Annotated in this window: 18 protein-coding genes; 6 read left to right on the top strand and 12 right to left on the bottom strand. The window is 66.6% G+C overall.

The features are described from left to right. Positions 1-300: 300 nt before the first annotated feature. Positions 301-1,059 (bottom strand): M20/M25/M40 family metallo-hydrolase, encoded by a 759-nt coding sequence (locus AU072_RS28845; RefSeq protein ID WP_328586827.1) that lies wholly within the window; start codon positions 1,057-1,059, stop codon positions 301-303. After that, a complete protein-coding gene (locus AU072_RS28840) occupies positions 987-1,742 on the bottom strand; it encodes a M20/M25/M40 family metallo-hydrolase (RefSeq protein WP_328587088.1) in 756 nt (251 codons plus the stop codon). Before AU072_RS28840 ends, AU072_RS28845 begins: the two co-directional genes overlap by 73 nt. 216 nt (positions 1,743-1,958) lie before the next feature. Between AU072_RS28840 and AU072_RS03090 the strand changes: the two genes are divergently transcribed. Both AU072_RS03090 and AU072_RS03085 read left to right on the top strand, forming a co-directional pair. Continuing rightward, positions 1,959-3,083, top strand: coding sequence for a glucose 1-dehydrogenase (locus AU072_RS03090; RefSeq protein WP_234787811.1), 1,125 nt, complete (start codon positions 1,959-1,961; stop codon positions 3,081-3,083). A 3-nt stretch (positions 3,084-3,086) separates the two neighbouring features. Then, the gene (locus AU072_RS03085) at positions 3,087-4,886 is read left to right on the top strand and encodes a glycoside hydrolase family 15 protein (RefSeq protein ID WP_064412423.1); all 1,800 of its coding nucleotides are present in this window, start codon (positions 3,087-3,089) and stop codon (positions 4,884-4,886) included. A gap of 45 nt (positions 4,887-4,931) precedes the next feature. Here the strand turns inward: AU072_RS03085 and AU072_RS03080 are convergent, their stop codons facing one another. The 3 genes from AU072_RS03080 to AU072_RS03070 are packed head-to-tail and all read right to left on the bottom strand — an operon-like array spanning position 4,932 to position 8,123. Continuing rightward, on the bottom strand, positions 4,932-6,248 hold the full coding sequence (locus AU072_RS03080) for a lipase family protein (RefSeq protein WP_064412422.1): 1,317 nt from the start codon (positions 6,246-6,248) through the stop codon (positions 4,932-4,934). Positions 6,249-6,270: 22 nt separating this feature from the next. Next, positions 6,271-7,158: an LLM class flavin-dependent oxidoreductase gene (locus AU072_RS03075; RefSeq protein ID WP_064412421.1), complete on the bottom strand. Its 888-nt coding sequence runs from the start codon at positions 7,156-7,158 to the stop codon at positions 6,271-6,273. Then, positions 7,155-8,123: a ring-cleaving dioxygenase gene (locus AU072_RS03070; RefSeq protein WP_064412420.1), complete on the bottom strand. Its 969-nt coding sequence runs from the start codon at positions 8,121-8,123 to the stop codon at positions 7,155-7,157. Before AU072_RS03070 ends, AU072_RS03075 begins: the two co-directional genes overlap by 4 nt. Before the next feature lie 145 nt (positions 8,124-8,268). Here AU072_RS03070 and AU072_RS03065 point away from each other — a divergent pair, with 145 nt between their 5' ends. Further along, on the top strand, positions 8,269-8,955 hold the full coding sequence (locus tag AU072_RS03065) for a DUF899 domain-containing protein (protein ID WP_064412419.1): 687 nt from the start codon (positions 8,269-8,271) through the stop codon (positions 8,953-8,955). A gap of 114 nt (positions 8,956-9,069) precedes the next feature. Then, positions 9,070-9,414: a heme-binding protein gene (locus tag AU072_RS03060; protein ID WP_064412418.1), complete on the top strand. Its 345-nt coding sequence runs from the start codon at positions 9,070-9,072 to the stop codon at positions 9,412-9,414. An 88-nt stretch (positions 9,415-9,502) separates the two neighbouring features. Here the strand turns inward: AU072_RS03060 and ahcY are convergent, their stop codons facing one another. The 6 genes from ahcY to AU072_RS03030 all read right to left on the bottom strand — a co-directional run bounded on the left by ahcY (position 9,503) and on the right by AU072_RS03030 (position 15,030). Then, positions 9,503-10,960: an adenosylhomocysteinase gene (gene ahcY / locus AU072_RS03055; protein WP_064412417.1), complete on the bottom strand. Its 1,458-nt coding sequence runs from the start codon at positions 10,958-10,960 to the stop codon at positions 9,503-9,505. 147 nt (positions 10,961-11,107) lie between these two features. Next, positions 11,108-11,704 carry a TetR/AcrR family transcriptional regulator gene (locus tag AU072_RS03050; RefSeq protein ID WP_235629798.1) on the bottom strand — a complete coding sequence of 199 codons (597 nt, stop codon included), beginning with the start codon at positions 11,702-11,704 and terminating at the stop codon, positions 11,108-11,110. A gap of 105 nt (positions 11,705-11,809) precedes the next feature. Continuing rightward, positions 11,810-11,995, bottom strand: a complete 186-nt coding sequence (locus AU072_RS03045) for a rubredoxin (RefSeq protein WP_064412415.1) — start codon at positions 11,993-11,995, stop codon at positions 11,810-11,812. 17 nt (positions 11,996-12,012) lie between these two features. After that, positions 12,013-12,174, bottom strand: coding sequence for a rubredoxin (locus AU072_RS03040; protein ID WP_064412414.1), 162 nt, complete (start codon positions 12,172-12,174; stop codon positions 12,013-12,015). Beyond that, positions 12,171-13,379 (bottom strand): alkane 1-monooxygenase, encoded by a 1,209-nt coding sequence (locus AU072_RS03035; RefSeq protein WP_064412513.1) that lies wholly within the window; start codon positions 13,377-13,379, stop codon positions 12,171-12,173. The genes AU072_RS03040 and AU072_RS03035 overlap by 4 nt, the downstream gene beginning before the upstream one ends. Positions 13,380-13,563: 184 nt before the next feature. Then, positions 13,564-15,030 (bottom strand): amino acid permease, encoded by a 1,467-nt coding sequence (locus tag AU072_RS03030; RefSeq protein ID WP_064412413.1) that lies wholly within the window; start codon positions 15,028-15,030, stop codon positions 13,564-13,566. Positions 15,031-15,085: 55 nt separating this feature from the next. Here AU072_RS03030 and AU072_RS03025 point away from each other — a divergent pair, with 55 nt between their 5' ends. Together AU072_RS03025 and AU072_RS03020 are read left to right on the top strand one after the other, a co-directional pair. After that, a complete protein-coding gene (locus tag AU072_RS03025) occupies positions 15,086-16,456 on the top strand; it encodes an FAD-dependent oxidoreductase (protein WP_064412412.1) in 1,371 nt (456 codons plus the stop codon). A gap of 43 nt (positions 16,457-16,499) precedes the next feature. Then, on the top strand, positions 16,500-17,450 hold the full coding sequence (locus AU072_RS03020; RefSeq protein WP_064412411.1) for a DUF808 domain-containing protein: 951 nt from the start codon (positions 16,500-16,502) through the stop codon (positions 17,448-17,450). 4 nt (positions 17,451-17,454) lie between these two features. Here AU072_RS03020 and manA read toward each other — a convergent pair whose 3' ends face one another. After that, the gene (gene manA / locus AU072_RS03015; protein WP_064412410.1) at positions 17,455-18,681 is read right to left on the bottom strand and encodes a mannose-6-phosphate isomerase, class I; all 1,227 of its coding nucleotides are present in this window, start codon (positions 18,679-18,681) and stop codon (positions 17,455-17,457) included. Between the last annotated feature and the right edge of the window lie 2 nt (positions 18,682-18,683).

Genomic DNA, 18,683 nt, shown 5'->3' with positions numbered 1-18,683 from the left:
CCCAGACGGGATTATGCCGTCGGCTCGAGCCTGGCCCCCACTTACCGAATCGGACCGCGGATACACCCGGACAAACCAGTAACGGCAATCACCGCTCTAGCGACCTCACGATCGCGTTACGGGCAGTTGGCCTTGGCGACAGCCTCCGAGCCGATCGGCGCGCGCGCCGCGATCGGCGACTCGTACGCCTTGGATCCCGCGAAAGTCAGAGAGCCGCCCAAGGGTTGGCGACCACGCGTTCGCTTCCTCAGGCCCGGGATGATCACCAGCGCCGCCGTGGTGGGCGAGCTATCCAGTGCCTCACCCGAGGTATGCCAGAGTCGCAGCGATCGCGGCTTCGGTTCCGGTGCGCAGGGTCGGCTGAATCGCAGGCGCGAATTCTGGGTTGTGGTTCGCCACGACGTGCTGGCCCGGGAGGAACCCGCCATTGCTCCAGTACGTGTAGGGCACGCCGAAGGCATCGGGGATACGGCTGAAGTCCTCAGATGCGGTGGCCGGCTCCAGTTCATGCACCCTGTCGGGCCCGAAGGCCTGTGTGAAGGCCTGTGTCACAGCGTCTGTCACCTGTGGGTCGTTCACGGTGCGCGGGAACGTGGCAATCGTCTCGAAGGTGGGTTCCTTCGGCGAGCCGGAGGCTTCGCACTCCGCTCGCACGATCCTGTCGATGGAACCCAGGATCGTGTCCCGCACCGCGGGGTCGTAGGTGCGCACATTGAGCAGGAGCTCGGCCCGGTCGGCGATGACGTTCGGGGAGTCACCGATCCGAACCGACCCGACGGTGACCACACCGAAGTCACCGGGCGCGATCTCTCGGGAGACGATGCCCTGCAGCCGCATCACGATGGCCGAGGCCAGCACCGCGGGGTCGACACCCAGATGCGGCATCGAGCCGTGAGAACCCTGCCCGAAGACGGTCACCTTGAGGCTGTCGCCGGCAGACAGCACCGGGCCGGTCCGGGTGGCGACATGGCCGGCTTGGGGCGCCGTCAGGACGTGCTGGCCCAAGCACACGTCGGGTTTGACGTCGGCGAGCTTGTCGACAAGCCCGTCGTCGACCATCGCCTGCGCGCCTTTGCGCCGGTCTCCTCGCCGGGTTGGAACAACGCCAGATAGGTGCCCGACCACGCGTTCCTGTTCTTGGCCAGCAGTGCAGCGGCACCCAGTGCGGATGCCACATGGGCGTCGTGGCCGCAGGCATGCATCTTTCCCGGTTCCGTGGAGGCGTACTCCAAGCCGGTCGCCTCCGTCACCGGGAGGGCATCCATGTCTGCGCGGAAGAGAACACTGCGGCCTTCGCCGTTGCGGATGACGCCGACGACCCCGCCGCCGATCTGCAGGATCTCCTCGACACCGACCTCCTGGAGCTTGTCGGTCACCTTGCCCGCGGTGCGCGCTTCTTCGCCCCACACGTCGGGGTGGCGGTGGAGGTCCTTGTAGAACTCCTCCTGCCACACCTGCACTTCATCGATTCCATTCATGACGTTTCCCAGTTCGGCCGGAGAGACTGAGGGATTCACCGAGGGCGCGGGCGCCTCGGAGGTGCCGGCACCCTGATCCGACCCGTCGCGCGACCCGCAGGCGGCCAGCAGCGCCGCCGCTGTGAGGACGCCGGCCGCGCCGATCACCTGACGCCGCGACACAGACCGCGCTGCCGCCGGATCTGTCTTCTTCGGCGAGTCGGATATCAGCGCATGACCGCACCCGCACATATGCGCAGCGAAAAACTCGTCGGTCATAGACATCGTCGTCACTTCCCTCGACTACACGTCGTGAGCATCGCTGCGGGCATCGCGTTGGGCGGCTGAAGGAGCGGACGGCTTGGCGTTGTCACAGTTCTCCTCGGTGTGCAGATGGGTGCGCTGAGATGTCTGCGACGCGGATACCCGCCCGAGTGCAGCTCAACCTGGTGCGTGGAATCGCCTCGTCCTTCGCCTCAGTAGCCGGCGCAACCGTGCCGCATGACTAAACCGATTCAAATCGGTTATCCGGAAGTTGATGACCACCAGAGCCTGCTCATGCGCGCGTTGACCGTCATTCCGGGTAAGCCCGGATCCGTCGCGGTGTCCGACGTACCCGACCCCTCGCCGCAGGCGGACGAGCTACTGGTCGAAGGCATCGCCCTCGGAATCTGCGGCACCGACAAGGAGATCGTCGCCGGCGAATACGGCTCGGCCCCTTCGGGGTTCGACCAGCTGATTCTGGGCCATGAATCGCTCGGTCGCGTCAAGCAGACTCCCGACGACAGCCGGTTCACCGTCGGCGACCTCGTCGTCGGTGTGGTACGCCGACCCGATCCCGTGCCCTGCGGTGCCTGTGCGCGCGGCGAGTTCGACATGTGCCGCAACGGCCGCTACACCGAGCGGGGCATCAAAGGATTACCGGGGTACGGCAGTCAACTGTGGTGTGTGTCAATCGATTACGCCGTCCGTCTCACACCGTCGCTGGAGCGAGTCGGAATGCTGCTGGAACCGACGTCAGTGTTGGCCAAGGCGTGGGAACAAATCGACCGCATCGGAAACCGGTCATGGTTCGATCCGCAGAAAGTGTTGGTCACCGGCGCGGGACCGATCGGGTTGCTCGCCGCGCTGATCGGTGTGCAGCGCGGCCTACAGACACACGTACTTGACCAGGTAACCGAGGGTGTCAAGCCGGACCTGGTCAAGGATCTGGGTGCCACCTATCACACCGACGACATCGACACCGTCGCCGGCAAGCTGCAGCCCGACGTCGTCATCGAGGCCACGGGCGCCAAATCTCTGGTGTTCGGGGCGCTGGCCAACACCGCGGGTTACGGCATCACCTGCCTGACCGGGGTGTCACCCGAGGGACGCCATCTCACGGTGGATGCCGGCGCGATCAACCGCGAGATCGTGTTGGAGAACGACGCGGTGGTCGGGTCGGTCAACGCCAATCTGCGGCACTACCAATCGGCAGCTGAGGCGTTGGAGCGCGCCGACAGCGCGTGGTTGGAGCGGCTGATCACGCGCCGGGTTCCCTTGGAGCAGGCGACCGAGGCGTTCGACGACTCAGGCGATGTCGAAGGCGACGTCAAGGTGGTCATCGACCTCGATGGGCCGGCCTAGCCGATGGCCCTGATCGAGGACTACGCGCTGTTGGGCGACCTGCAGACCGCGGCCCTGGTCGGTCGCGACGGGGCGATCGACTGGCTGTGCCTGCCCCGGTTCGACTCGCCGGCATGTTTCGCCGCGCTACTCGGCGGCGAAGAGGCCGGGCTGTGGCGTCTTGGCCCGGCGGCCGGCGGTCCGGCCACCCGTCGCCGTTACCGTGGCGATTCCCTCGTACTGGAAAGTGAGTGGGACACGCCCGACGGAACGGTTCGGGTGCTGGACTGCATGCCGCCGCGCGGTGGGGCCGCCGACGTGGTGCGCGTCGTGGAAGGCGTGAGCGGCCGGGTCCCGATGCGGATGACGTTGAGACTGCGGTTCGACTACGGCCATATCGTGCCGTGGGTTCGGCGCGAGGATGGGGTCCTTGCCGCTGTCGCCGGCCCCGACGCGGTCTGGCTGCATACTCCGGTCGCATACCGCGGTGAAGATCTCACCACCGTCGCCGAGTTCGAAGTGGCTGCCGGACAACGGCTCCCGTTCGTATTGGTGTACACCGAATCACACCTGCCGCGGCCCGAGCCGGTCGATCCCGAACGTGCCCTGGTCGACACCGAGCGGTTCTGGAGCGACTGGATCTCGCGGTGTCGCTACCGGGGCCGCTGGGAAGAGGAGGTGCGACGGTCTCTGGTGCTGTTGAAGGCGTTGACGTACGCGCCGACGGGCGGCATCGCCGCGGCCGCGACCACATCGCTGCCCGAGCAGCTGGGTGGCGAAAGAAACTGGGACTACCGCTATTGCTGGCTGCGCGACGCGACGTTCACCCTGCAGGCGTTGCTCGGTACCGGTTTCGTCGCAGAAGCCCGGGCGTGGCGGGAATGGCTGATTCGCGCGGTCGCCGGCGACCCGGCCGAGCTGCGGATCATGTACGGGCTCGACGGCAGCCGTCGGCTGCCCGAGTACGAATTACCGTGGCTTCCCGGTTACGAGGGTTCGGCGCCGGTACGCATCGGCAACGACGCGGCCGGTCAGTTCCAGCTCGACGTGTGGGGTGAGGTGCTCGACAGCATGCATCTGGCCCGCGTCGCGGGTCTGGAACGGACCGACACGACGTGGGGTGTGCAGCGTGCGTTGCTCGACTACCTCGAAGGCAACTGGGACGAACCTGACAACAGCTTGTGGGAGATGCGCGGGCCGCGGCGCCACTTCGTCCACTCGAAGGTGATGGCGTGGGCCGGAGTCGACCGCGCCGTGCATTCGATCGAGAAGCAAAACCTGGAGGGTCCCGTCGACAAGTGGCGCGAACTGCGTGAGCGTATCCATTCCGACGTCTGCACCAATGGCTATGACGCGCAACGTAATACCTTCACCCAGTACTACGGTTCCAAAGGCTTGGATGCGGCGCTTCTGCTCATTCCCCGGGTCGGGTTTCTGCCGTGGTCCGACCCCCGCGTGCGCGGTACCGTCGACGCGGTGCGAGAGGAATTGAGCGTCGACGGATTCCTGCTTCGCTACAACACCGAGATGGGCGTCGACGGGCTTCCGGGCGAGGAAGGTGCGTTCCTGATGTGCAGCTTCTGGCTCGTGGACGCCCTGCACGGCACCGGTCGCAGCGAGGAGGCGACGTCGTTGTTCACCCGTCTGTTGGGTCTTCGCAACGATGTCGGAATGCTCAGTGAGGAATACGATCCCTACGCCGGCCGGCATCTCGGCAACACCCCTCAGGCGTTCAGTCTGGTCGGACTCATCAATTCGGCGCGAGACCTTTCAGGCATTCGCACCGAAACCGACGCGCTGCGATCCGAACAAGATCTCCGGTGAGCGGGCCCCTTGGCGGTCGACGCATCGGGCGCCGGGGTGGCGCCTCTAGAACCGTCCGCAGTTCGACGCTGTGGGCACACCCTTGAATCGGTCGGCGATCCACTGCATGGCGGGTTCGCCGTCGACCAGCATGGGCAGGCCGTGGTTGACCATCGCCTTGTTGAGGAACGGCGGTTGCTCGTTGGTGCGCGCCTCGACGTCTGCGCCCTGGGCGCACCAGTCGCGACCCATCTGCATCGCCGGCGCCCACGGGACCAGTGGGTCGTATCGGTTGGCGTTGATGAGTACGGGCGCATTGGGTTTCATGCGGCCCAGCTTCTGTTCCTCGAACAGCGACTTGAACGGCTCCTGCTCGACGAGTTGGAAGATGTCCTGATTGAAGTAGGGCTGCAGGTGCCGGAACATGAACTTCGTCAGCGTCTCTGCGACGCACTGGTCCTGCACCTTGAACAGCATGTCGGCGCCGCGCGGTGTCAGCGTCGCTCGGATCGCCGCCTCGTGTTCGGGGTAAGCCGTCATCACCCCGTTCAGCGCATAACCCACCGCCCCGATCAGCATGCTGCCGTCGATGAACGGGAACAGCGCCTTCAGGTCGGCGGGCGGCGCCCCGGCGTAGGAGCCGACGATGTTGAGTTCGGGGGCGTACGACTCGGCCATCTCCGCGGCGGACGCAGCCGCACCCCCGCCTTGTGAGTAACCCCAGAACGCCAGCGGGCCGTCGGGGGCCAGCGAGGTGCCGGGCAGGTTCTTGGCGGCGCGGGCGGCGTCGAGCATCGCGTGGCCCTGCGACACCCGGTTCGCGTAGGTGTGCAGCCCCGGGGTGCCCAGACCTTCGTAGTCGGTCATGACGATCGCGAACCCGCGCGCGACCATCGTCGCGACGAACAACTCCTCGTAGTTGAACGCGAGGTCGAGGTACGGCGACCAGTGGATGCCCTGATTGAACTGCCGCGAAGGCGCGCACTGGTCGCCCTGGCCCTGGGTGCCGGGGCCGTAGACGATCAGCGGCCGCGGCCCGCCGAACGGCCACGGCGCATGCGGCTCGAAGTACGTTCCGGTGACGACGTTCGGATTTCCCCGAGCGTCGTTGCTGCGGTACATGATTCGCGTGCCGTCGGCCATGATCATGCCGAGTTCACCGGACGGTTCGAGCACCAGGCGCGACGGCTCTGTGCGGACCAGATCCCCGGGCTTGCCCGGCGGCAGTGGATCCGGCGGCGTGTAGAACGCCTGGTACTCGTCCTCGTTGAAGTACGGGTGGTGATCGTCGATCGTCGGGTCGTCGGCCGCCGCGGGCACCGGGGTGCCCCACACCAATGCGAGCACGACCGCGATGACCAACCCGCGCACGCCGCGACCCACGCGGTGACCCTAACAAGAACCGCTACCGCTCGGCGGCAACTAGTTGCCGTACCGCCGGGGCGACCTCGGCGGCGTAGCGCTCGGTGGCGGCGGTGTCGTCGGAGGCCAGTACGAAGCCGCTGATGCCGAAGGCCAGCGCGACGTCGGCGAGCTCCTCGGCCCACTGCCGCGGTGGCCCCTGCAGAAAGCCCGATCCGGAGAAACTGCCGCCGATGTTGAGCAGCCGGCGGATCGCGCCCGGTTCGCGCCCCGCATCAGCCGCCGCGTCGTCGATGTGGCGGTTCAGCGCCGCGAGATCGGTGACGCCGCCGGGAAGGTACTGCAGTGAAGGCAGCCACCCGTCGGCTTCGCGGCCGACCAGCCGCAGCATCCGCGGACGGTAGGCACCCAACCAGATGCCGACATCGTGCGCCGGTGCGGGTCCGCGTTTGGCGCCGCGCACGCGGTAGTGCGCGCCGTCAACGGTCAGCACACCGGTGGCGTCGACGTCCCACATACCGCGGATGATCGCGATGGCCTCCTCCAGCGCCGCCACCGACTCCCCCGCGCCGCGGCGCGGCCCACCCATCGCGGCCACCCCGTCCCAGAACGCGCCCGCACCCAGGCCCAGCTCGACTCGACCGCCGGTGAGCAGATCGAGGCTGGCCACCGAACGGGCCAGCACCGCCGGCGGGCGCAACGGCAGATTGATCACGTTGGCGCTGAGCCGGATTCGTTCGGTTTGCGCGGCGACGTAGGACAGCAACGTCCAGGTGTCGTGAAACCTCGCCACGTAGGGGTGGTCCTGATAGGTGACCAGGTCCAGGCCCGCCCGCTCGGCAACGACGGCCTGGTCGACGGCCTGTCGGGCGGGGCTGTTGTTCGGAGTGACGAAAGTGCCGAAGATCAGGTCGTGCCCGTAGTCGGTCATGGCATGACCCGCATGTCCGGGTCGCGCAGTTGCGGCAGTGCGGCCTCGATCGCGGCGCGGTCCGGCTCCAGCCACGGCGGCAGCTTCAGCGCCCGCCCCAGTTCCATCAGCGGTTCGTCGACGGTGAAACCCGGAGTGTCGGTGGCCAATTCGAACAGCACTCCGCCGGGTTCGCGAAAGTAGATGGACTGGAAGTAGTTGCGGTCCAGGATCGGCGTGACGTTGAGACCGTTGCCCAGCAGGAGTTCGCGCCAGCGCTGCTGATCGGCGTCGTCGGGGACCCGCCAGGCGATGTGGTGCACGGTGCCGGCGGCGACGAGGCCTCGTGGCGCCTCCGGTGAGCACACCACATCGAGCCGCGAACTCGCGCCGCCGTCGCCGGTGCGGAACCGGAACCGGTTGCCCGACTCGTCGACATAGCGGAATCCCATTGTGTCGGTGAGCAGTTCGGCGGTACTTTCAAAACCGGCCTCGGTCAGCGTGACCGAATGCAGCCCGCGGATCGCGTGCTCAGCAGCGACAGACCCCAGTTCTGACACCGGTTCGTCGGCGGCCTCGGGGTGGGCGGCCAGTTCCAGGCACAAACCGTCGGGGTCGCGCACCGTCATGGTGTCCTCCCCGTCGCGGGTGCCCGGCTCACCGACCGCGACATCCAAGGCCGTCAGCCGGTCCCGCCACCAGCCCAGTGACGCCTGCGGCACCGACAGCGACACTGTGGTGGCCTGCCCGGTGCCGTGCCGCCCGGGCGGGAGGCCGGGCCATGGAAAGAAGGTGATCAGCGTTCCGGGTCGGCCGGACTCGTCGCCGAAGTACAGGTGGTAGCCGTCGGGGGCGTCGAAGTTGACCGTCTTCTTCACCAGCCGCAGGCCCAGCACCTCGCGGTAGAAGTCGACGTTGCGCTGCGGGTCCGCGGCGATCGCCGTGACGTGGTGCAGACCCGCCGATGATTCGGGTCTGGTCGTCATGGTCTCTCCCGGGGCAGCATTGGGCTTTGACGGCAATGGATACCCACCGCGCCAACGAGTACGCCCCGGCGGGTCGAGCGATGAGTTCACGCGCCGGCTCAAGTCTGCCTAGCCGAAGGCTTACGTGACGAGGAGGTGGTTGGGAATGACGACTCATGCGGTCGGGACGCGTGACCAGTGGCGAGCGGCCTACGAGCGACAGTTGGCCAACGAGAAGGAGCTCACCCGAAGGGCCACCGAGCTGGCGAAGGAGCGGCAGGCACTGCCGTGGGTGCGGGTCGACAAACGCTACGAGTTCGACACCACGGCGGGACGTCGCACACTCGCCGAACTGTTCGACGGCCGATCGCAGTTGATCGTGCGGCACTTCATGCACGGGCCCAAGACACCGGAAGGCTGTCCGGGCTGCACCTTCGAAACCGACAATCTGGTCGGCGCGGTTCCGCACCTGGCGCGGCGCGACGTCACGTTCATTCTCTCGTCGCGTTCGCCGCTACCGGTTCTGAGCGCCTACAAGCAGCGAATGGGCTGGGATGTGGAGTGGGTGTCCTCCGGGGGCAGCGATTTCGACGCCGACTTCTTCGGCTACATGCATGTCCCGACGCCGCGCCGCGACTTCGGGTCGGGCAGCGGCAGCATGCTCGACGTCATGGAGTTGATGGCGCTGAGCTGTTTCGCCTTGGAAGACGGCGTCGTCTACCACACCTACTCGACCTACGATCGCGGCACCGAAGCGCTCAACGCCACCTGGCAGCTGTTGGACCGGGCGCCCAAGGGCCGCGGCGAGGACTTCTACGACTGGCCGCGCAAGCGCGACGAGTATCCGGCGTAGCCGCGGCGCTGGAGGGTTCCTGACCGGCTCCTGTGAACCTGCTTGGGACGCAGAGCATCAACGGTCGGCCGGTTTCACACTGGCACTCGCACCCTGACCGAAGGAGTCCGTCCGATGTCCGGAACCCGTAGGGCATACCCGCTCTCGTTGGCCGTCGTCGCCGGCGCCGCGCTGCTCGGCTTGTCCCCATTGGCCAGCGCCGAACCGGCGAACTGCACCAGCGCCGACCTCGAAGGCGTCCGCGCCGGGGTCGACGCGTCAACGTCGGCCTACTTGTTCACCCACCCTGATCTCAACGGCTTCATGAGCACGCTGCGAGGCATGTCGCGTGAGGGGGTCGCCGAGCAGGTGAAGGAATACATGGCCAGCCACCCGCAGGAGAGCGCCGAGATGGCGGGTATCCGGCAGCCGCTCATGGATCTGAAGAACCACTGCGGAGGCGTGGACCCGACACCCTGAACCCTGCAGCACAACGCCGCCGCGGCCGATACACGCGGCAACGAAAAGTCCCCGGCACGCGGACGTGCCGGGGACCTCCGGGTGACGATCAGTAGCGGTAGTGCTCGGGCTTGTACGGGCCCTCCACATCGACACCGATGTACTCGGCCTGCTCCTTGGTGAGCTTGGTCAGCTGACCGCCCAGTGCCTCGACGTGGATGCGCGCGACCTTCTCGTCGAGATGCTTGGCCAACCGGTACACCGCGTTGTCGTACTCGTCGTTCTTGGTCCACAGCTCGATCTGGGCGATGACCTGGTTGGAGAAGCTGTTGCTCATCACGAACGACGGGTGTCCCGTCGCGTTGCCCAGGTTGAGCAGCCGGCCCTCGGACAGCAACACGATCGACTTGCCGTCGTCGAAGACCCACTGGTCGACCTGCGGCTTGATGTTGAGCTTCTTGGCCCCCGAGCGCTCCAGGGCGGCGATGTCGATCTCGTTGTCGAAGTGGCCGATGTTGCCCAGGATGGCCTGGTCCTTCATCGCGCGCATGTGCTCGAGGGTGATGATGTCCTTGTTGCCCGTGGCCGTGATGACGATGTCGGCCTGGCCGATCCCGTCCTCGACGGTCACCACGTCGAACCCGTCCATCAGCGCCTGCAGCGCGTTGATCGGGTCGATCTCGGTGACGGCCACGCGCGCGCCCTGGCCGGCCAGCGACTCCGCGCAGCCCTTGCCGACGTCGCCGTAGCCGCAGATCAGTACCTTCTTGCCGCCGATCAGCACATCCGTGCCGCGGTTGATGCCGTCGATCAGCGAGTGGCGGGTGCCGTACTTGTTGTCGAACTTGCTCTTGGTGACCGAGTCGTTGACGTTGATCGCCGGGAACGGCAGCTCACCCGAGGCCTCGAACTGGTACAGGCGCAGCACGCCGGTCGTGGTCTCCTCGGTGACACCCTTGACCGACTCGGCGATCTTGGTCCACTTGTTCTTGTCGGTCTCGAAGCGCTCCCGCAGGACACTGAGGAAGACCTTCCACTCCGCCGGGTCGTCGTCCTCGGCGGGCGGGACCACGCCCAGCTTCTCGTACTGCGCGCCGCGCAGCACCATCATCGTGGCGTCACCGCCGTCGTCGAGGATCATGTTCGCCGGCTCGCCCTCCCAGGTGAGCATCTGCTCGGCGGCCCACCAGTACTCCTCGAGCGTCTCGCCCTTCCACGCGAACACCGGGGTGCCCTTCGGCTCCTCCGGGGTGCCGTGCGGGCCGACGACCACGGCCGCCGCGGCGTGATCCTGGGTGGAGAAGATGTTGCAGGAAGCCCATCGAACGTCAGCGCCCAGCGCCGTCAGCGTCTCGATCAGCACCGCCGTCTGCACGGTCATGTGCAGAGAGCCCGAGATCCGCGCGCCCTTGAGCGGCTGCACGTCGTGGTACTCCTCGCGCAACGCCATCAAACCGGGCATCTCGTGCTCGGCCAGGCGGATCTCCTTGCGGCCGAAGTCGGCCAGAGACAGGTCGGCGACCTTGTAGTCGATCCCGTTGCGGGAGTCGGCCTTCAGCTCAGTCATATAGAGCCCCTTTTCCTTCGTCATTGCCTATGAGCATTGCCTATGAGCGCACAGATGTGCGCACGGCGACATCTGAGTAGACATCCATAGCCTGCGGGCTCGCGGGACAGGCGCTGTGCGGTGGAACCAGCCGTGGCGCTCTGACAGCTAAGGAATATCGATAACACCGTAGCGTTCGGCGAAGGGCGTCATCAATCGGGCCAGGTCACGCGCCACGTCGTGCCCGCGAGCGGGCGATGCGCTGGGGTCGGCTTCCGGCGGCATCGAGACGTAGCTCATCGCGAGCCGGACGATGGCCCTGGCCAGCACTCCGGCGTCCTCTTCACTGGTCTTGACCCAGCTGTGGACGAACGTTTGCGTCAACCGCCGGCTGCAGTGGGTGATGATCGGGCCGCTGTCGGTGGTGATGAGCTGCAGGAGATCGGGCTTGGCCTCGCCGGTCAGCAACGAGATCACCAGCGGGTCGGCTGCGGATTCGGCGAAGAAGTCGCGGAAACCCTGGCTGAACGCGGCGAAGACGTCGCCGACGTTGCCCTCGATGGCGTAGTCGATCTGGTCGACGAGGCGGTCGGCCAGGCGCATGGCATATGCCTGTGCCAGCCCCTGGCGCGACCCGAACTCGTTGTAGATGGTCTGCCGGCTGATGCCGGCCGCCTTGGCGACGTCGGCGAGGGTGATCGCCGACCAGTCACGGGTGAGCAGGAGCTCGCGCATCCCGTCCAGGATGGAATCGCGAAGCAGCATCCTCGACGCTTCGGCGTACGGGATGCGCTGCGCGGTCCGGCGCGGGCTGTTCACACGCGCGACCTTAGTCTTTCTTTCCCGTCGCTTCGCTCGCCCAGAGCGTCGTCACGGACGGGCGACCTCGACCATCTCGAAGTCGGACTTGGCCGCCCCGCAGTCCGGGCAACTCCAGTCGTCGGGAATGTCGTCCCAGCGCGTGCCCGGGGCGATCCCGTCCTCGGGCCAGCCCTTCTCCTCGTCGTACTCGAATCCGCACTGCACGCAGACGAACAGTTTGTACGGCTCGTTCATGTCATCACCTTTCTCACTCAGACGGTCTCGAAGTCGACCTTCTCGCGCACCGCGCAGTCGGGACAGCTCCAGTCGTCGGGAATCTCACTCCACCGCGTGCCGGCCGGAAAGCCTTCCCGCGGAGCGCCTTTCGCTTCGTCGTAGACGTAGTCACAGCCCGGGCAGCGGTGGGCGGTCATGCGGGCACACCGTGGCGGGCCAACACCTTGTCGCGCACGCGCGGGTGCAGGTTCACCCGGGTGATGTCGCCGTCGTAGTGCGCGAGCACCCGGTGATCCATCACCTTGCGCCACAGCGGCGGGAAGTACGTCAACGCGATCATCGACGCATAGCCGCTCGGCAGGTTCGGCGCGCCCTCCATGCTGCGCAGCGTCTGGTAGCGCCGGGTCGGGTTGGCGTGGTGATCGCTGTGGCGCTGCAGGTGATACAGGAACAGGTTGGTCACGATGTGGTCCGAGTTCCAGCTGTGCACCGGCGCGCAGCGCTCGTAGCGGCCGCTGTCGACTTTCTGGCGCAGCAGCCCATAGTGCTCGAGGTAGTTCACGGTCTCGAGCAGCGTGAAACCGAACACCGCCGAGATGACGATGTAGGGAATCAACGCCCAGCCGAACACCGCGATCAGCGCGCCGTAGAACACCACCGACATCGCCCACGCGTTGAGCACGTCGTTGGACCAGTGGAACTTACTCTTTCCCGCCCGCTCGAGCCGTTTGGCCTCCAGCTCCCACGCCGACTTCAGCGAGCCGATCACGCTGCGCGGCAGGAACTCCCAGAACGTCTCACCGAAGCGGGCCGATGCCGGGTCCTCGGGGGTGGCGACGCGCACGTGGTGGCCTCGGTTGTGCTCGATGTAGAAGTGGCCGTAGCAGGTCTGCGCCAGCGTGATCTTGGCCAGCCACCTCTCGAGCGAGTCCTTCTTGTGTCCCATCTCGTGGGCGGTGTTGATGCCGACTCCGCCCAGCAGGCCCACCGACAGCGCCAGGCCGATCTTGGCGGGCCAGCCCAGTCCGCCGTCGAACCCGAGCCAACTGAGGTCCGACGCGGTGAACAGATAGGCGCCGACGATCACGCTGGCGTACTGGAACGGGATGTATGCGTAGGTGCAGTAGCGGTAGTACTTGTCGTTCTCCAACCGCTCCATCACCTCGTCGGGCGGATTCTGCCCGTCCGGCCCGAACTTGAGGTCCAGCGCCGGCAACAGGACGTAAAGCAGGATCGGCCCGATCCAGAACGGCACCTGCGCGGCGGCATGCCAACCCCACTCGTTGAACGCCCACACCAGCGGCAGCATCACGAACAGCGCGGTCGGGGCGATCAAGCCCATCAACCACAGGTAGCGCTTCTTGTCACGCCACTGAGCGGTGTCCGGTTCTTGCGTCTGCATGGCCATTGCCAAGCCTCCTGAAGTGAGTGCCATCACGTCCAAAGTTGACTATAAAGGCATATTTGTCGTCTGTCTAGACACAAGGTAGTAGTTTGTAAATCACCCGGGGCGTGAGTGCGCAGCCGTGTACGCGAAATGTGTACAAGGCTGCATGCTCGGCAGCGGTGGAAAATCTGCAGAAGGGCTAAGCCGAGATCTCCTGGCGTTCGCGGCGGCCGAGCACCGAGTGACGGCGGCCGTACAGGAAGTAGACGGCGACGCCGATCGCCATCCAGACCAGGAAGCGGATCCACGTCAGCGCGGTGAGGTTCAGCATCAACCACACGCAGGCGACGATCGAGGCGATCGGCAACCACGGCACGCCCGGCACCCGGAAGCCGCGTTTCAAGTCGGGGCGGGACCGGCGAAGCACGATCACGCCCGCGGAAACCAGCACGAACGCGAACAACGTCCCGATGTTGACCATCTCCTCGAGCCTGCCGATCGGGAAGACCGACGCCGTGATGGCCACCAGCACGCCGACGATCAGCGTGATGCGCACCGGCGTGCCGTGGCGTCCGGTCCTGGCCAGCCCACGAGGAATCAACCCGTCGCGCGACATCGCGAAGAACACCCGCGTCTGGCCGAGCACCAGCACGATCACCACTGTCGTCAGGCCTGCGAGTGCACCGATCGAGATCACCTTCGCTGCCCAGTCGATCCCGTTGGCGCTGAACGCCGTTGCGAGGTTGGCCTTCTCCCCCGCCGCACGCAGTTCGGTGTAGTGCACCATGCCGGTCAGCACCAGAGCCACCGCGACGTAGAGCACCGTCACGATCCCGAGCGAGGCCAGGATGCCGCGGGAGACGTCACGCTGCGGGTTCTTGGTCTCCTCCGCGGTGGTGGCCACGACGTCGAACCCGATGAACGCGAAGAACACGATGGAGGCCCCGGCCAGCAGGCCGTACCACCCGTAGTTGCTGCCCTCGGCGCCGGTGATCAGCGAGAGCAGCGACTGGTCGGTCCCCCGGCCGCCTTCGCCGGGTTCGGCCGGCGGCACGAAGGGCGAGTAGTTGGCCGCCTTGATGTAGAACGCGCCGACGGCGACCACGAGCAGCACCACCGCCACCTTGATCACGGTGATCGCCAGGCTGACCCCGGCGGAAAGCTTCGTCCCCAGCGCCAGGATGGTGGTGACGAACGCGATGATCAGCAGTGCGCCCCAATCCAGTTGCACCCAACCGAAATCCGCGGTCCCGCCGCCGAACTCGAACACCTCGCCGAGGTAGCTCGACCAACCCTTTGCGACCACCGCCGACGCGACCGCGAACTCGAGGATCAGGTCCCATCCGATGATCCAGGCGACGAACTCTCCGAACGTCGCATAGGAGAACGTGTAGGCGCTGCCGGCAACCGGCACCGTCGAGGCGAACTCCGCGTAGCACAGCGCGGCCAGCCCGCAGGCGATCGCGGCGAGGACGAAGGAGATCGAGATCGCCGGGCCGGTGATGTTACCGGCGGTCGAGGCGGTGATGGTGAAGATGCCCGCGCCGATCACGACGGACACCCCGAACACGGTGAGGTCCCACCAGTTCAGGTCCTTGCGTAACCGGGTGTCGGGTTCATCGGTGTCGGCGATGGACTGCTCCACCGACTTCGTCCGCCGAGCCATCGCAGGTCCTCCTGGTTGGGTCCGTTCGGGCAATCTACCGAGTACCGTGCACCCAATGGGGCGGAGTTATAAACACGTGGCCGTCGTCGGGGGGAGTCTCGCGGGCATGTGCGCGGCCCGGGTGCTCTCTGACGTCAGCGATCGGATCACCATCTACGAACGCGACGATCTGCCCGACGATCCCGCCAACCGCGCGGCCGTGCCGCAGGGCCGCCACGTCCACCTGCTGATGGCCCGTGGCGCCGAAGAGTTCGAAAGCCACTTCCCCGGCCTGCTCGCGGACATGGTCGCCGACGGTGTCCCGATTCTCGAAAACCGGCCCGACTGCATCCACTTCGGTGCGGCCGGACATGTGCTCGGCACGGCACACCGGCTGCGCGACGAGTTCACCGCCTACGTGCCCAGCAGGCCGCAACTCGAATGGCAGATCCGCAAGCGGGTGAAGGGCATCGACAACGTCGACTTCGTGCACGTCGGCGTCACCGAACCTCTCTACGACGCCGCGCAAGAGCGCGTGACCGGCGTGCTGCTCGATTCGGGTCAGATCGTCGACGCCGATCTGGTGGTGGACGCCGCCGGCCGGGGCACCCGCCTGCCCGCGTGGCTCGAGAAGTGGGGTTACACGCGTCCGGACGAAGAAACCGTCGACGTCGGCATCTCGTATGCCAGCCACCAGTTTCACGTCCCCGACGGCCTGCTGGCCGAGAAGGTCGTCGTCGCCGGCGCTTCGCGAGAACAACCCCTCGGCATCGGCATGTTGTTCTACGAGGACGGCAACTGGAACGTCACGGCCTTCGGGGTGGGCAAGGTGCCGCCGCCGCAGACCGTCGAGCAGATCCTCGACCTGGCCGATGACATCCTGCCCCCGCACGTCTCGGCCGCGTTGCGGCAGGCCACACCGCTGGGCGAAATGGCATTCCACCGCTATCCGACGAGTCGGTGGCGCCGCTACGACACCCTCGAGCGCTTCCCCGCAGGCATCATCCCGTTCGGGGACGCCGTCGTCAGCTTCAACCCGACGTTCGGCCAGGGTATGACCATGACGGCGATCCAGGCCGGCAACCTGCGCTCCGTGCTGGCATCCGGCGACCCGGACATCGCCGGTGCTCTGGCGAAGGCGACGGCCAAGACGACGTGGCCGGTGTGGGTGATGACGGCCATCGGCGACCTGACGCTGCACAACGCGACCGGCGATGCCAAGTGGTGGTACAAGCCCGTCGGCGGCCTGTTCGACCAGTTCCTCGGCGCCGCGGAGACCGATCCCGTTCTCGCCGAGTGGTTTCTGCGCCGGTTCAGCCTGCTCGACAGCCTCTACATGGTGCCCTCGCCTCGGCTGGTGGGCCGCACCATCCGGCACAACCTGCGGTTGTGGCTGGCCGAGAAGCGGGCGGCCAAACATCCGGCCGCGGTGCCTCAATCGGCGTGAACCCGGCGCGAGCGGGTAATTTCTTGGCCATGACGAGGACGCGATGAGCGCAGGACTGTTCGGGCTTCTCGACGACGTCGCGGTGCTGGCGCGCATGGCCGCCGCATCGGTCGACGACATCGGGGCGGCGGCGGGCCGGGCGACCGCCAAGGCCGCGGGCGTCGTCGTCGACGACACCGCCGTGACGCCGCAGTACGTTCACGGGCTGGCCGCAGAGCGCGAACTGCCGATCATCAAGCGCATCGCGATCGGCTCACTGCGCAACAAGCTGCTGTTCATCCTGCCCGCTGCACTACTGCTCAGCCAGTTCCTTCCGTGGCTGCTGACACCGCTGCTGATGCTCGGCGCGACGTATCTGTGCTACGAGGGCGCCGAGAAAGTGTGGGGCCGCATTCGGGGCCACGACCACCACTCCGCGCCCGTCGCGACCGTGGGCGAGGACGCCGAGAAGTTCATGGTGACCGGCGCCATCCGCACCGATTTCATCCTGTCGGCGGAGATCATGGTGATCGCACTGAACGAGGTGGCCGATCAGTCGTTCTGGCCGCGGTTGATCATCCTGGTCATCGTCGCGATCGTGATCACGATCGCGGTGTACGGCGTCGTGGCAGGCATCGTCAAGATGGACGACATCGGACTGCGCCTCGCGCAGCGCAGTTCGAAGCTCGCGCAGAAGATCGGCCGCGGCCTGGTGGCCGGGATGCCGAAACTTCTTGCCGCACTTTCGGTCATCGGCACGGTGGCGATGCTGTGGGTCGGCGGTCACATCCTGCTGGTCGGAACCGACGAACTGGGCTGGCATCTGCCCTACAGCCTCGTGCACCACCTCGAGGAGATCGTCCACCACGCCGTCGGCGGCGTCGGCGGCGTGCTGGCGTGGCTGGTCAACACGGCCGCCTCGGCGGTCATTGGCCTAGTGGTCGGCGCGGTCGTCGTCGCGGTGATGCATGTGTTGCCGTTCGGCCGGGGCGCCAAGGAGAAGACGGCCCACTGAGTCGCTAGATGCCGACCGTGGCGCGGAACAACTTCGTCGGCTCAGTGGCCGCCAGCCGAATCGGCCCCTCGTCGGCGGGCACCCACGCCGCAGATCCCCGGTTCAGCGTGACGGTGCCGCCCTTGGCGTGCACCACCGTCGAACCCTGGGCGCACAGCAGCAGCTGCGGACCGTCGTGCCGCGTGGGCGCGTCGATCTCATAACCGACCCGGTCGGCGTCGATGTCCAGCACCGACAGCGAAAACTCCTGTGCCGGTGTGCGGTAGACCCATTCGATACTGTCTTCGACTTTCTCGGGACGCACCACCACGTCCTCGGCGGGCGTGAAGTCGAGCACCCGCAACAACTCCGGGACATCGACGTGTTTGGGTGTCAGCCCCCCACGTAACACGTTGTCGGAGTTGGCCATCACCTCGACACCGACACCGCTGAGATAGGTGTGCAGGTTTCCCGCAGGCAGATAGATGCCCTCGCCGGGGCTCAGGGTGATGCGGTTCAGAAGCAGGGACGCCAGCACGCCCGCGTCGCCGGGATAGCGCTCGCCGAGTTCGAGCACGGTCTTGGCCTCGGCCGCGAACTCGCCTCTGCCCGAACACACGTAGTGGATGGCCCCGTCGATCACCGCGGGCACCAAGATATCGAGATCGGGTTGCGGCGCGGTGATCCAGGTCGTGAACAGCGCGCGCAGTCCGTCGCCGTCCGGTTGGCCGGAGAGCAGGTTGACGAACGGGTCGAGATCGCCGACCTCCAGCGCACGCATCAACTCGATGGTCCGCGGGACCGGCCGGAAACCGGCGAGCGCCTCGAAAGGCCGCACGGCTACGATCAATTCCGGCTTGTGGCTGGGGTCGCGGTAGTTGCGGTCGGGGGCCGAGACGGGGATGCCGAGCCTGTTCTCCCGTTCGTAGCCCTCGACGGCCTGCTCGGCGCTGGGGTGCGCCTGCAGCGACAACGGCTCGTCGGCGGCCAGCACCTTGACCAGAAACGGCAGCGCCTCGCCGAAGCGTGCGCAGACCGCCGCGCCCAACTGCCCCTCGGGATCGTCGCGCAGCGCATCCAGCAGCGAAAGCTCTCCGGCTCCCGTCTCCAGCATGGCCGGATCACCGGGATGGGCTCCAAACCACAACTCGGCCTCGGGATGCGCTGTGGGACTGGGCCTTCCAGTGAACTCGGCAATGTCTGTGCGGGAACCCCAGGCATAGGTCCGCACCGCTCCCCGTAGCAAGTGCACTT

The organism is Mycolicibacterium novocastrense (assembly GCF_001499835.1).
Taxonomy (GTDB): domain Bacteria; phylum Actinomycetota; class Actinomycetes; order Mycobacteriales; family Mycobacteriaceae; genus Mycobacterium; species Mycobacterium novocastrense.
The sequence above is the reverse complement of the archived record's forward strand: the minus strand, read 5'-3'. Positions and strand labels throughout refer to the sequence as shown.

Bases quoted from the DNA above. Each gene is read 5' to 3' on its own strand.
- ahcY (WP_064412417.1), bottom strand. From the start codon at position 10,960: ATGACTGAGCTGAAGGCCGACTCCCGCAACGGGATCGACTACAAGGTC.
- AU072_RS28840 (WP_328587088.1), bottom strand. From the start codon at position 1,742: ATGTCTATGACCGACGAGTTTTTCGCTGCGCATATGTGCGGGTGCGGT.
- AU072_RS03070 (WP_064412420.1), bottom strand. From the start codon at position 8,123: ATGACGACCAGACCCGAATCATCGGCGGGTCTGCACCACGTCACGGCG.
- AU072_RS03050 (WP_235629798.1), bottom strand. From the start codon at position 11,704: ATGCTGCTTCGCGATTCCATCCTGGACGGGATGCGCGAGCTCCTGCTC.
- AU072_RS03045 (WP_064412415.1), bottom strand. From the start codon at position 11,995: ATGAACGAGCCGTACAAACTGTTCGTCTGCGTGCAGTGCGGATTCGAG.
- AU072_RS03085 (WP_064412423.1), top strand. From the start codon at position 3,087: ATGGCCCTGATCGAGGACTACGCGCTGTTGGGCGACCTGCAGACCGCG.
- AU072_RS03025 (WP_064412412.1), top strand. From the start codon at position 15,086: ATGGGGCGGAGTTATAAACACGTGGCCGTCGTCGGGGGGAGTCTCGCG.
- AU072_RS03020 (WP_064412411.1), top strand. From the start codon at position 16,500: ATGAGCGCAGGACTGTTCGGGCTTCTCGACGACGTCGCGGTGCTGGCG.
- AU072_RS03090 (WP_234787811.1), top strand. From the start codon at position 1,959: ATGACTAAACCGATTCAAATCGGTTATCCGGAAGTTGATGACCACCAG.
- AU072_RS03035 (WP_064412513.1), bottom strand. From the start codon at position 13,379: ATGCAGACGCAAGAACCGGACACCGCTCAGTGGCGTGACAAGAAGCGC.
- AU072_RS03075 (WP_064412421.1), bottom strand. From the start codon at position 7,158: ATGACCGACTACGGGCACGACCTGATCTTCGGCACTTTCGTCACTCCG.
- AU072_RS28845 (WP_328586827.1), bottom strand. From the start codon at position 1,059: ATGGTCGACGACGGGCTTGTCGACAAGCTCGCCGACGTCAAACCCGAC.
- AU072_RS03060 (WP_064412418.1), top strand. From the start codon at position 9,070: ATGTCCGGAACCCGTAGGGCATACCCGCTCTCGTTGGCCGTCGTCGCC.
- AU072_RS03030 (WP_064412413.1), bottom strand. From the start codon at position 15,030: ATGGCTCGGCGGACGAAGTCGGTGGAGCAGTCCATCGCCGACACCGAT.
- AU072_RS03040 (WP_064412414.1), bottom strand. From the start codon at position 12,174: ATGACCGCCCACCGCTGCCCGGGCTGTGACTACGTCTACGACGAAGCG.
- AU072_RS03065 (WP_064412419.1), top strand. From the start codon at position 8,269: ATGACGACTCATGCGGTCGGGACGCGTGACCAGTGGCGAGCGGCCTAC.